The following is a 12,521-nucleotide window of genomic DNA, read 5'->3' as shown; positions in this document are numbered from 1 at the left end:
TGGCAGCTCATGCGCGCGGCGGGGCCGGTGGCGAGAACGGGATGGTGTCGGGTGACACCGCGCCGCCGGAAATGATGAAGCTCATCGCCTGATCGACGCTCCAGTCGGTCGGGGTGATCTTTTCCACCGGCACGATCTCCAGGTAGCCGGAGGTCGGGTTCGGCGTGGTCGGTACGTACACCGCCGCCAATTCGCGCCCGGTGCCCTGTTCGCGCAGCACGCGGGTGACGAAACCAATCGACTTCATCTCGGTGTGCGGGAAGTCGATCAGCACCACGCGCTGGGTGCCGTCGGGCTTCGTCTGCAGGATGTCGAGCAGCTTGCGTGCGCTGCCGTAGATGGTGCTGGCCAGCGGAATGCGATTGATCAGTGCCTCGAACCAGCGCAGCATGCGCTGGCCGAACACGCGTCGCGCCATCACGCCGGAGAACAGGATCACCGCGACCGTGGCGAGCATCGCCAGCACCGTCCGCACCCACGGCTCGACCAGCCACGACAGCGTCTGCGGGGACGTGGCGGCAAGGTTCTGCAGCACCGGCGTGATCAGCGGTTGGCTGATGTCCGAGAGCAGCACGAACACGAACTTGACGACGACCCAGGTCAGCCAGATCGGCAGCAGCGTGAGCAGCCCGGTGAGGAAGAGCCTTTGCAGGCTGGGTCGGTTCGGGGCGGGGCGACCGCCGGGGATGGTTTCGGACATGGCGCGGATTGTAGGGCACCACCCGCTGCCACGTGCTGGCGGATTGCGCCGGCCGGCGGTACTGCCTCAGCGTTCGCGCACCAGGCGGAAGCCGACGTCGTCGTAGCCGCGTTCGGCCAGCAGCGTGCGCTGGTCCTGGCGGCTGCGCCAGGACTCGCCGGCCACCTGGCGCTGCTGGCAGTTGCTGCCGCAGTCGCGCAGCCACATCGACAAGGCGCGGTTGCTGCTGTCGCTGCGCAGGTGGGCAGCCTCCTCGGCACTGGGCAGGCGGTAGCGGCGACCGGTCTGGGCGCTGTACCACTGCGCGTAGGCCTGGGCGTCCTCGAGCGAGATGCACACGACCGGGTCGTTCTCTTCCTGCTTGAAGCCCGGCTTCTGCCAGTCGCGCGGATCGATCACGCGCAGCAGCGAGGCGCGCTCGCGGCACAGCGTCGGGGTGCGGCCGTTGGACGCGGCGAAGCGAGCGTACTCGCGACGCGACACCGGGCGCGGCGTCATCGTCACGCTGACCTTGGCGCTGGCCTGCGAGGTCACGTCGATGGTGGCGCCGCGGGCAAGGCCGGTGGGCATGGCCTTGGCCTTGGCGAGCAGGCGCGAGTCGAGCTTGCGTGGCAGGTCGAGTTGCGAGGCCAGCGCCGTGGTGCGCTCCACTTCGGCCTTGTCGCGTCGCTTGACCGCCTGTTCCAGCCGTGTGTCGAGCGCCTTGCTGGCCTGCGTGCGCAGGTCCGACTGGGCTGGCGAGCTGGCGGTACCGGTCTGCTGGCCGAGGTTGTTGGCATGCGTCAGCAGGTCGCGCGCGCGCTGGTCCTTGCCGTCGCGCACGCTGCGCACGATCTGGGCCGACAGCGCGAACGTGAGGTCGTCGATCGCCTTGGCCACGTCGGGATGGGTGCTGTCGGTGTGCCACGCCAGCAGCACGCTGTCGAAGGCGTTGGCGTCGTCGGGTTCGGTCAGGCGGCCGCGCGCGATCTGCTGTTTGGCGTCGTCTAGCGCGCGCTGCAACGGGGCTTCCGGCAGCGGCTGCAGCATCGCGTCGGTCGGGTCATCGGTGGTCGATGCCGCCGGTGCGGTGGCGACGATCTCGGTCGGCGCAGAGGCGTTGCTGTCGTCGTCCTCGTCGCGACCGATGCTGAAACCCAGCACGACCAGCGTGACTCCGGCGACGGCCAGCGCTGCCCACATCGGCGTCGCCCAGCGCTTGGAGGGTCGCAGTCGCTCGAAAGCTTCCAGTGCCGCCGTCCACGGCTTGCGCTGCTGCACGGCGCGGATGGCATTGGCCATCTGCGCGGCATCCTGGAAGCGATTGGCGGCCTGCTTGGTAAGCGCGCGATTCATGAAGCGCTGCCAGTGATGCAGGTGCTGCGGCAACTTCGGAATCGGGTCCTGCGCGTGCATCACCGCCATCGACAGCGCGTCAGCCGCTTCGAACGGCAGGCGGCCGGTGAGCATCTCCCACAGCAGCACGCCGAGGCTGTAGAGATCGGCGCGGCCGTCGACGTCTTCGCCGCGTGCCTGTTCCGGCGCCATGTAGGCGGTGCTGCCCACGGCCAGGCCGGCGGCGGTGACGCGCGGGCCGAAGCCGCGGCGCAGCGCGATGCCGAAGTCGGCGAGCAGCACGCGCTCGCTGTCATCGAACAGGACGTTCTCGGCCTTGACGTCGCGATGCACCACGCCGCGTGCATGCGCGTAGTCGAGCGCCGACAACAGCGTGAGCGCGACTTCGACCGCGCGCGGTTCGTCCTTGCTCAGGTCGCGCTGGCCGAGGTGGCCGCGCGGCAGGTACGGCATCGCGTAGTAGGGCAGGCCCTCGCGAGTGCGACCGACTTCATGGATGGTGACGATGTTGGGGTGTTCGAGGCGCGCGATCGTGCGCACTTCATTCTCGAAGCGGCGGCGGCTGACTTCGTCGGCCAGTGCCAGCGGCAGCATCACCTTGATCGCGACTTCGCGCGACAACGCGATCTGGTTGCCCAGGTACACGGTCGACATGCCACCGTGGTTGATCACCTTGTGCAGGTGAAAGCCGGTGATCTCCGGTAACGGCGATGCGTTGTCGATGTTGGATGCTGGTCCGGACATCGCGTCCCCCTGTCGCGAAACGGGAGCATACGCCGTAGATTCGCAAAGCTCACGACGCCATCCTCACATCTGGGATGTGAAGACAAATGTGATGACGCGCAGCGTCAGTTTATGTCGAAAACAGGCAAAATTCGCTTGATTTAAGCCACTTCCGCCGTGTCCCGATGCTTGGGTTTTTGCCGCACGTAGAGCTGTTTGCGCAAACGCGCGACGACATCGCCGTCGCTGTCGACGACGTCGGTGTTGAACCAGCGCAGCGTCTTGGCACCGGTGGCAGTGGCTTGGCGCAGTTCGACGAGCGTGCGTTCGTCGAGACGGAAGTCGGCATGGACCGTGCCGCGTCCGGGCTTCACGAATTCGATCTCCGCAGCCTTGTCCCAGACCCAGTACTCGCTGCCCAGGGCCTTCATCGTCAGCAGCATCCAGAACGGATCGGTCATGGCAAACAGGCTGCCGCCGAAGTGGGTGCCGACGTAGTTGCGGTTCCAGGGGCGCATGCGCAGTTCGACATGGGCATGGCGGTAATCGGCGGCGATGGCGGTGACGCGGATGCCGCTGAACAGGAACGGCGGCCAGAGGTTCAGGCCGAGGCGCAGGTGGCTGGATTTCATTCGGCAGGAGAGGCGGGTGGGGCGGATAGCCTGCCATACGGATGCGTATTGAGGAAGCCGCCCCTCTCCCGTCAGAACAGCAGCGAGGACATCCGGCGGCGATAGCGTCCGACCAGGTCCTCGTCCTCGACCACCCGGAAGGCATCGATCAGGGCCTTGCGCGGCAGGCCTTCGGCGTAGGTGCGGTCGCGGCGCAGCATCTCGAGGAACTGCTCGAGGCCCGCTTCGGCATTGCCGTCGACGATGTGCAGGGCGCCGAGGATGTGGCGCGCGCGCAGGTCGTCAGGATTGCTGGCAATCGAGGCCTCGAGCACCGCGGCCGGCGGCGCGTCCTTGAGCAGCGAGGCGAACTCCAGGCGCGAGCGTGCGCGCTGGGCGCGATCGTCCGTGGCCAGGTTGGCGGGCAGGCCGTCGAGCAGCTGCTCGGCTTCCTGCGCGGCACCGGTCTTGAGCAGGGCCAGGGCCAGTTCCAGGCGCAGCTCGGCGTTCTCGGCATTGGCGGCGACTTCGCCGCGCAGGCGCATCACTTCCTCGTGCGGGTCCAGCACCGGTGCCGGCGCTTCAACGGCGTCCGGCTCGGCAGCGGTGCCCGGCTCGACACCGTGGTGCTTGAGGAATTCGCGGATCTGGCCCTCCGGCAGCGCGCCGGGGAAGCCGTCGACCAGTTGCCCGTCCTTGACCAGGAAGACGGTCGGGATCGAACGGACCTGGAAGGCGCCGGCCAGTTGCGGTTCCTTGTCGACGTCGACCTTGGCCAGTTCGAAGGCGCCGTGGTAGTCGGCGGCGAGCTTCTCCAGGATCGGTCCGAGCGTCTTGCACGGGCCGCACCACTCCGCCCAGAAGTCGACCAGCACCGGCGTCTGCAGGGATTTCTGCAGCACTTGCGCCTCGAAGTTGTCGGCGGTGGCGTCGAAGACGTAGGTGGGGGCGGTTTCGGTCGTCATCAGCAGTGCTCGGCTCGGGCTCGGTGGTCAGTCGCAGGAAATGGGGGCGGGTAGGATGCTTGGCAAGCATTGCCGGGCGGTCGGCACGCTAGCATGAAGGGCCGTTGCTCCGAATCGCCTGACCCTCGTGAACCCTAGCGAACACAGCCGAGATGCCACGTTGACCGCCACGTCGTTCGATCGTCATGCCGGAACCCTGGCGGTGCTGTGCTGTGCCGGCGCGATTTTCGCCTTCGCCGCCGCGTTCGAACCGTTCTCGCACCAGCAGCATCCGATCGCGCTGCTGGGTGCGCGCGGCGTGCCTGGCGCAATCGCCTTCAACCTGCTGTGCTTCGTCGTGCCGGGACTGCTGGCGGCATTCGTGGCGGTGCGCCTGCGCGCGCGCTTGCCGGGCGGCGCCGGCCGCAGCGCGGCGATCGGCGTGTGGATGCTGGCGATATCCGCGCTGGCATTCGCGGCGCAGGGGCTATGGCCGCTGGACCCTTCCGATCTGGAGAATGCCCGCAGCCAGCGGCATGCGACCGCGTGGCTGCTGTGGTGGCTGTCGTTCGCGCCTGGCGCCGTGCTGCTGGGCTTGGGCGTTCGCAGGGCCCAGGGCTGGGCTGGCTGGGCGCGGCTTTTCATCGCTGCCGGGACGTTGGCGATCGTGCTCAATGCGCTGCCGGCCACATGGTTGCCAGGACCCATCGCGCAGCGCGTGTTGCTGGCGTTGTGGCTGGCGTGCGTCTGGAGTGCCTCCCGGCGGCGCTGACTTTTCGTCCGTCACCGTCATCCCGGCGTTGGCCGGGACGACGGGAGGAGGGCCTGAGTTACAGCGCTGCCGACGCCTGCGCAGGCTGCGACCCCGGCTGGCGATAGACCCTGCCATCCTTCATCACGAAATCGACCTTCATCACCGCGCTGATGTCCTCGACCGGGTTGCCGGGCACCGCGACGATGTCGGCGCGCTTGCCGACCTCGATCACGCCCTGGTCGTCGACGCCCAGCACTTCGGCGGCGCGGATGGTCGCTGACTGCAGCGCCACTGCCGCCGGGATGCCGGCTTCCGTCATGTAGATGAACTCGCGCGCGTTGTCGCCGTGCGGGCCCACGCCCATGTCGGTGCCAAAGGCGATCTTGACGCCGTTCTTGTAGGCCCTGCCGGCCGTGTCCTGGATCAGTGCGCCGATGCGGATCGCCTTGGGCCGCACCACTTCCGGGAAGTAGCCGTCGATCTTGGCCTTGTCGGCGACGAAACGGCCGGCGTAGACGGTCGGCACGTACCAGGTGCCGTGCTGCTTCATCAGCGACATCACTTCCGGGCTCATGTAGGTGCCGTGTTCGATCGAGGTCACGCCGCCGAGCACCGCGCGCTTCATCCCTTCCTCGCCGTGGGCGTGTGCGGCGACGCGGTAGCCGTAGTCCTTGGCGGTGTCCACTATTGCCTTGACTTCTTCGACGGTGAACTGCGGCGCATCGCCGGACTTGGCATACGACAGCACGCCGCCGGTGGCGGTGATCTTGATCACGTCGCTGCCTTCCTTGTAGCGCTGGCGCACGGCCTGGCGGGCATCGTCGATCGAGTTGATCACGCCATCGGTCGGGCCGGGCGGGCCGATCAGGTGCGACAGCGCATCGTTGTAGCCGTTGGTGGGGTCGGCATGGCCGCCGGTGGTGGCGATCGACCTGCCGGCCGCCCAGATCCGCGGCCCGTCGACCAGGCCCTGGTTGATCGCGTCGCGCAGGTGCGGGCTGACGTCGCCGCCGAGGTCGCGCACGCTGGTGAAGCCGGCCATCAGCGTCTTGTTGGCATAGCCGACCGAGCGGAAGGCCAGGTCGACCGGGTCGAGGCGGAACTCTTCCGAATAGCTCTGCGGGTTCGACTGGTTTTCCAGGTGCACGTGCAGGTCGGTCCAGCCGGGCGTGCAGGTATGGCCTGACAGGTCGATGCGCTCCAGCCCGGCGCTGTCGGCCGTGCCGGAAGCCACTTGGGCGACCTTGCCGGCACGCACGATGATCGTGTGCGGCCCCAGCACCTTGCCGGAGCGGGCATCGAACAGCTGGCCGCATTGCAGCGCATAGCTGTCGGCAGCGGCGAAGGCCGGCACGGCGGCCAGGGCGGTGCTCAAGGACAGGACGAGTGTGGACAGGCGCATTCGGTATCTCCCCAGATGAAGCGCCTACTCTAGCCGTGCGGGCGGGCCAGGCTCCTGGGCCATTGGTCGCAGACGGCCGTGCCGGCGGTCACGGCGCGGCGGCCGCGCATGCCGCCCACGGCCACTTCAAGGGCGCCCATGCCAGCGGCACCGGAATAGCGGCCATTTGTGCACTGCGGTAGGCTTGGCGGTCTTCCCCTAGCTTTCCCTTGCCCCCGTGTCCACAGACGTCGAAGCCGCTCAAACCGTCGCAGATCCGAACGCCACCGACATCCGGGCCTTCGATCCGCTTGCCATCGAGGCCGCCGCCCAGGGGTACTGGGACGACAGCCGCGCCTTCGAGGTCGACGAGCGCTCGGACAAACCCAAGTACTACTGCCTGTCGATGCTGCCGTACCCGTCGGGCGCGCTGCACATGGGCCACGTGCGCAACTACACCATCGGCGACGTCATCAGCCGCTACAAGCGCATGACCGGCCACAACGTGCTGCAGCCGATGGGCTGGGACGCGTTCGGCCTGCCGGCCGAGAACGCCGCGATCAAGAACAAGACCGCTCCGGCCAAGTGGACCTACGCCAACATCGCCCACATGAAGGCGCAGCTCAAGCAGATGGGCTACGCGATCGACTGGTCGCGCGAGTTCGCCACCTGCCAGCCGTCGTACTACGTGCACGAGCAGCGCATGTTCGTGCGCCTGATGAAGAAGGGCCTGGCCTACCGCAAGAACTCGGTGGTGAACTGGGATCCGGTCGACCAGACCGTGCTGGCCAACGAGCAGGTCGTCGACGGCCGCGGCTGGCGCACCGGCGCGCTGGTGGAAAAGCGCGAAATCCCGCAGTGGTTCCTCAAGATCACCGATTACGCGCAGGAACTGCTCGACGGCCTGGACGCGTTGCCGGGCTGGCCGGATGCGGTCAAGACCATGCAGCGCAACTGGATCGGCCGCAGCGAAGGCCTGGAGATCCGCTTCGACGTGCGCGATGAAGGCGGCAACGCCGTCGCGCCGCTGAGCGTGTTCACCACGCGTCCGGACACGCTGATGGGCGTGACCTTCGTTTCCATCGCCGGCGAGCATCCGCTCGCCGTGGCGGCGGCGCAGAAGGATGCCGAGCTGGCTGAATTCCTGGCCGACCTGAAGAAGGGCGGCGTCACCGAAGCCGAGCTGGAAACGCAGGAAAAGCGCGGCCGCGACACCGGCCTGCGCGCGATCCATCCGATCACCGGCGAAGAGCTGCCGGTGTTCGTCGCCAACTTCGTGCTGATGAACTACGGCACCGGCGCGGTCATGGCCGTGCCGGCGCACGACCAGCGCGACTGGGAGTTCGCCCAGCGTTACGCGTTGCCGATCCGCATGGTCATCGTGCCGGCGCAGGTGCGCGACGCGCTGGCCGAGATCGGCCAGCACCTGGCCCGGCATGACGACCCGATGCGCAGTGCGCTCGGCGGCGCCGGCGCGGTCGATGTATACGACACCACGGCCGCCGTGCAGGTGGTCGAGGAATTCCAGCGTCGCATCGCCGAGGAGTCGGCCTACACCGAGCGTGGCTGGCTGGTGAACTCCGGCGAGTTCGACGGCATGGAGTTCCAGCAGGCGCTCGACGCGCTGGCGACCCGTTTCGAAGGCGATGGCAGCGGCCAGCGCCGCGTCAATTTCCGCCTGCGCGACTGGGGCGTGAGCCGCCAGCGCTACTGGGGTTGCCCGATCCCGGTGATCCTGTGCAGCAAGTGCGGCGACGTGCCGGTGCCGGAAGACCAGCTGCCGGTGGTGTTGCCGGAAGACGTGGCCTTCAGTGGTGTCGCCTCGCCGATCAAGTCCGATCCGACCTGGCGCCAGACCACCTGCCCGCAGTGCGGCGGCGCGGCCGAGCGCGAGACCGACACCTTCGACACCTTCATGGAGTCGAGCTGGTACTACGCGCGCTACACCTCGCCGGGCGCCGAGCAGCAGGTTGACGAGCGCGCCAAGTACTGGACGCCGGTCGACCAGTACATCGGCGGCATCGAGCACGCGATCCTGCACCTGCTGTATTTCCGCTTCTATCACAAGCTCATGCGCGACCAGGGCCTGGTCGGCAGCGACGAGCCGGCGATCAACCTGCTCACCCAGGGCATGGTGATCGCTGAAACGTTCTATCGCGACAACGCCGACGGCTCCAAGGACTGGATCAATCCGGCCGACGTCGAGGTGATCCGCGACGAGCGCGGCCGCATCACCGGCGCGACGCTGAAGGCCGACGGCAAGCCGGTGGTGATCGGCGGAACCGAGAAGATGTCGAAGTCGAAGAACAACGGCGTCGACCCGCAACTGATGGTCGGCAAGTACGGCGCCGACACGGTGCGCCTGTTCTCGATGTTCGCCGCGCCGCCCGAACAGTCGCTCGAGTGGAACGAGGCGGGCGTGGAAGGCATGTCGCGCTTCCTGCGCCGCTTCTGGCGCGAAGTGCTCGAGCACGTCTCCCAGCCGGACCATCCGGAAGTGGACGCGGCACAGCTCGACGCCGCGCAGAAGACGCTGCGCCGCCAGCTGCACGAAACCATCCAGAAGGTCGGTGACGACTACGGCCGACGCCACAGCTTCAACACCGCGATCGCGGCGCTGATGGAACTGCTCAACCATGTCTCCAAGTTCGACGACATGAGCGACCAGGGCCGCGCCGTGCGCCATGAAGCGTTGCAGGCGATGGTGCTGCTGCTCAACCCGGTCACGCCGCACGTGTGCCATGCGCTGTGGCAGGCACTGGGCCACGCGGAAACGCTGCTGGAGGACGTGCCGTTCCCGGTCGCCGATCCGGCCGCGCTGGTGCGCGACGCGGTGACGCTGGCGGTGCAGGTCAACGGCAAGCTGCGCGGCACCATCGACGTGCCGGTGAGCATCAGCAAGGAAGACGCCGAGCGCCTGGCCCTGGCCGAGCCGAACGTGGCCAAGTTCATGGAAGGCCTGACGGTGCGCAAGGTCATCGTGGTGCCTGGCAAGATCGTAAACATCGTTGCCGGGTAATCAGGTCCTGAGCCCTCTCCCGCCTGCGGGAGAGGGGTGGGGTGAGGGCTGCACACGCTGAACGAGCCGCCGCCCGCTATTGATGGCCGACCACGCCTCGTCCAGACTGCCCGCATGATCCGTCGCCTGACTCGTCGCATGATTCCCGCCAGCGCTGCGCTGGCCCTCACCCTGGCCGTGTCGGCTTGCGGCTTCCACCTGCGCAGTGCCCTCGAGCTTCCGGCCGACATGGGGCCGGTGCGCGTGGTGTCCGCCGATCGCTACAGTCCGCTGGCCGAATCGCTGGCACAGGCGCTCACCCGCGCCGGTGCCACGCCTGCCACCGAAGACACCGACGATGCCACCGTGCTCGACCTGCTCGGCGAGCAGTGGGGCGACCGGCCGATCGCGCTCGACGAACTGGGCCGCGCGCAGGAGTACTCGCTGCGCTACGCGGTGACCTTCGAAGTGCGCAAGCCCGATGGCACCACGCCGGTGCCGCGCCAGACCATCGAGCTGGCACGCGACTACGTGTCCAACCCGGTGCAGTCGATCGGTACCGAAGGCGAGCGCGAAATCCTCCAGGGCGAAATGCGCCGCGAGATGGTGGCCTCGGTGCTGCGTCGCCTCGATGCCGTCGCCCGTCACACGGCGGCTTTACCGGCAGCGACGCCGGCAATGCCGACCGAAGGCACGCCGACCGAAGCGACGCCCATCGAAGGGACGCCCATCGAAGGGACGCCAGCACCCGCCGCGCCTGCCATTCCGGCAGAGGGCGGCGGCGATACGCCGCGTTGAGCCGGCCGCACTGAACCCGCGCCGCTGAAATGGAACTGAAACCGGAACAGCTGGTCGCCCAGCTTGGCCTCGACCAGGCCACGCCGCCGTCGCTGCGTCCGGCCTACCTGATCGCCGGCCCCGAGCCGCTGCGCGTGCTCGAGGCGGCCGATGCGGTGCGTGCCGCGGCACGCCGCCAGGGCATCGCCGAGCGCGAAGTATTCGAAGCCGAAGGCAACCAGCGCGAGCCGGACTGGAACGGTCTGTCGGCGAGTTTCCGCGCGCCGAGCCTGTTCGCCAGCCGTCGCCTGGTCGAAGTGCGCCTGCCCAGCGGCAAGCCGGGCAAGGAAGGCGCGGAGGTCATCAGCGATTTTTGCGCCGATCCGCCGATGGACGTGGTCCTGATGGTCACCGCCGGCGAGTGGAGCAAGCAGCACGGCGGCAAGTGGAGCGAAGCGATCGGTCGCATCGGCCTGGTCGCGGTGGCCTGGGCGGTCAAACCGCACGAACTGCCGGACTGGATCGAGCGTCGCCTGCGCCAGCACGGCCTGCGCGCTGACCGTGATGCCGTGCAGAATCTCGCCGATCGCGTCGAGGGCAACCTGCTCGCCGCCGCGCAGGAAATCGACAAGCTCGCGCTGTTGTCCGATGGCAGCACGCTCGACAGCGCCAAGATCACCGCCCTGGTCGCCGATGCCGCGCGCTACGACGTGTTCCGCCTGGTCGACGCGGCGATGAACGGCAACGGTGCGCAGGTCGCGCACATGCTTGCCGGATTGCGTGCCGAGGGCGAGGCCGTGCCGGCGCTGCTGGGCATGGTGGTGATGGAGCTGCAACGCGCCGCTGCGCTCGCCCGCGTGCAGGCAAAGGGTGGCAATCTCGCCAACGAGTTCAAGGCGCAGCGCATCTGGGATTCGAAGCAGCCGATGTATCGCCGTGCGCTGCAGCGCCATGTCGCGCCGCGATGGGATGCGTTCGTGGCCGAGGCCGGTCGCGTCGATCGCATCGCCAAGGGCCGCGGGCGCGTCGGCGAGGAGCCGGCCGATGCCTGGCTGGCGCTCGAGCGCCTGCTGCTGGCCGTGGCGGAACCCCGCGCGGCGAAGCTGCTCACCGTCACGCGCAGCTGAGTCCCGGGCCATGACGCTGCGGATCTTCTACGGCGGCACCTTCGATCCGGTCCATTGCGGCCATCTGGCGGTGGCATGCGCGGTCCGCGACACGCTGGCGGCGCAGGTCCACCTGATCCCCGCGGCCGATCCGCCGCACAAGGACGCGACCCACGCCGATGCGTCGGCGCGTGCGCGCATGCTCGACCTGGCGCTGGCCGGGGAGCCGGGGCTCAAGGTCGATCGCCGGGAGCTGCGCCGGGAAGGGCCGTCCTACACGGTCGACACCCTGCGCGAGCTGCGCCAGGAGCTGGGCCCGGATGCTCCGATCGTGTGGATGGTCGGCGGCGATTCGCTGCTCCAGCTGCACACCTGGCACCGCTGGCAGGAATTGTTCGAGTTCGCGCACATCCTGGCCGTGGCCCGGCCGGGATCGCACTTGGACGCGGTCACCATCGGCGAGCAGTCGCCGCAGGTCCATGCGCAGGTCGCGCCGCGCTGGCGGGATGCGCTGGAGCTCTCGCAAGCCCCTGCAGGCGGCTTCGCGGCGTTTGAACTGGCTCTGCAGCGCCCTGAGTCGTCCACCGAGCTGCGGCGCCGGATCGCTGCTGGCGAGTCCTGGCAGGACTGGGTGCCGGCGGCCGTGGCCGAGTACATTCGTCGTCACGGGCTGTACGCCGTCCGGGACGTAACACCCGCTCCGTTATAATCTTCATAAACCCCACCCCCGCGCCGAGAGCCATCGCCCCTTGAGTACCGAAGCACAAGTCATCAAGACCCGCTTGCCCGACCCGCCGCCGCCGGTAGATCTCCTGCTCAAGACGGTCCACGCCGCGGTCGAGGAACTGAAGGCCAAGGACGTCGTCGAGATCGATGTGCGCGGCAAAAGCAGCGTCACCGACTACATGGTGATCGCCTCGGGCACCTCGACGCGCCACGTCAAGTCCATTGCCAACGAAGTCGTCAAGTTCGCCAAGAAGCTCGACGTCCAGCCGCTGGGCGTGGAAGGCGAGCGCGAAGCCGAATGGGTGCTGGTGGACCTGGGCGATGTCGTCGTCCATGTGATGCTGCCGCGCGTTCGCGAGTTCTACGCACTCGAGCGTCTGTGGACGGTCGGCGACCAGCCGCCGGGCATGGAAGAGGACGAGGAGTACGAGGTTGGCTACGGCCGACGTCGCTGACTTCTGCTGTT

The 12,521-nt window shown here is 68.2% G+C and carries 11 protein-coding genes; 6 read left to right on the top strand and 5 right to left on the bottom strand.

Translation table 11 applies throughout. The features are described 5' to 3' along the window. Nucleotides 1-7: 7 nt before the first annotated feature. The 4 genes from HIV01_RS07705 to trxA form a co-directional block, all read right to left on the bottom strand. Nucleotides 8-700 carry a DUF502 domain-containing protein gene (locus HIV01_RS07705; RefSeq protein ID WP_200606148.1) on the bottom strand — a complete coding sequence of 231 codons (693 nt, stop codon included), beginning with the start codon at nucleotides 698-700 and terminating at the stop codon, nucleotides 8-10. Nucleotides 701-766: 66 nt separating this feature from the next. After that, nucleotides 767-2,779, bottom strand: a complete 2,013-nt coding sequence (locus HIV01_RS07700) for a bifunctional serine/threonine-protein kinase/formylglycine-generating enzyme family protein (RefSeq protein ID WP_200606146.1) — start codon at nucleotides 2,777-2,779, stop codon at nucleotides 767-769. Nucleotides 2,780-2,919: 140 nt separating this feature from the next. Then, complete coding sequence (locus tag HIV01_RS07695; RefSeq protein WP_200606139.1) at nucleotides 2,920-3,390, bottom strand: DUF4442 domain-containing protein; 471 nt, start codon at nucleotides 3,388-3,390, stop codon at nucleotides 2,920-2,922. Between the two features lie 71 nt (nucleotides 3,391-3,461). Next, the gene (trxA, locus tag HIV01_RS07690; protein WP_200606137.1) at nucleotides 3,462-4,334 is read right to left on the bottom strand and encodes a thioredoxin; all 873 of its coding nucleotides are present in this window, start codon (nucleotides 4,332-4,334) and stop codon (nucleotides 3,462-3,464) included. Nucleotides 4,335-4,494: 160 nt separating this feature from the next. On the opposite strand from trxA, the gene HIV01_RS07685 reads away from it, so the two are divergent. Then, on the top strand, nucleotides 4,495-5,085 hold the full coding sequence (locus tag HIV01_RS07685) for a DUF998 domain-containing protein (RefSeq protein WP_245156944.1): 591 nt from the start codon (nucleotides 4,495-4,497) through the stop codon (nucleotides 5,083-5,085). A gap of 58 nt (nucleotides 5,086-5,143) precedes the next feature. Here HIV01_RS07685 and HIV01_RS07680 read toward each other — a convergent pair whose 3' ends face one another. Further along, nucleotides 5,144-6,469 carry a metal-dependent hydrolase family protein gene (locus HIV01_RS07680; protein ID WP_200606135.1) on the bottom strand — a complete coding sequence of 442 codons (1,326 nt, stop codon included), beginning with the start codon at nucleotides 6,467-6,469 and terminating at the stop codon, nucleotides 5,144-5,146. Between the two features lie 271 nt (nucleotides 6,470-6,740). Between HIV01_RS07680 and leuS the strand changes: the two genes are divergently transcribed. The 5 genes from leuS to rsfS all read left to right on the top strand — a co-directional run bounded on the left by leuS (nucleotide 6,741) and on the right by rsfS (nucleotide 12,510). After that, nucleotides 6,741-9,467 carry a leucine--tRNA ligase gene (leuS, locus tag HIV01_RS07675; RefSeq protein WP_200606407.1) on the top strand — a complete coding sequence of 909 codons (2,727 nt, stop codon included), beginning with the start codon at nucleotides 6,741-6,743 and terminating at the stop codon, nucleotides 9,465-9,467. A 114-nt stretch (nucleotides 9,468-9,581) separates the two neighbouring features. Next, nucleotides 9,582-10,244, top strand: a complete 663-nt coding sequence (locus tag HIV01_RS07670; RefSeq protein WP_245156943.1) for an LPS-assembly lipoprotein LptE — start codon at nucleotides 9,582-9,584, stop codon at nucleotides 10,242-10,244. A 29-nt stretch (nucleotides 10,245-10,273) separates the two neighbouring features. Next, complete coding sequence (holA, locus tag HIV01_RS07665) at nucleotides 10,274-11,350, top strand: DNA polymerase III subunit delta (protein WP_200606132.1); 1,077 nt, start codon at nucleotides 10,274-10,276, stop codon at nucleotides 11,348-11,350. Nucleotides 11,351-11,360: 10 nt separating this feature from the next. Then, a complete protein-coding gene (nadD, locus tag HIV01_RS07660) occupies nucleotides 11,361-12,038 on the top strand; it encodes a nicotinate-nucleotide adenylyltransferase (RefSeq protein ID WP_200606131.1) in 678 nt (225 codons plus the stop codon). 40 nt (nucleotides 12,039-12,078) lie between these two features. Then, nucleotides 12,079-12,510 carry a ribosome silencing factor gene (gene rsfS / locus HIV01_RS07655; RefSeq protein WP_200606129.1) on the top strand — a complete coding sequence of 144 codons (432 nt, stop codon included), beginning with the start codon at nucleotides 12,079-12,081 and terminating at the stop codon, nucleotides 12,508-12,510. The last annotated feature ends 11 nt before the right edge of the window (nucleotides 12,511-12,521 follow it).

The sequence above is a fragment of the Lysobacter arenosi genome, from assembly GCF_016613475.2.
Lineage (GTDB): Bacteria > Pseudomonadota > Gammaproteobacteria > Xanthomonadales > Xanthomonadaceae > Lysobacter_J > Lysobacter_J arenosi.
The sequence above is the reverse complement of the archived record's forward strand: the minus strand, read 5'-3'. Positions and strand labels throughout refer to the sequence as shown.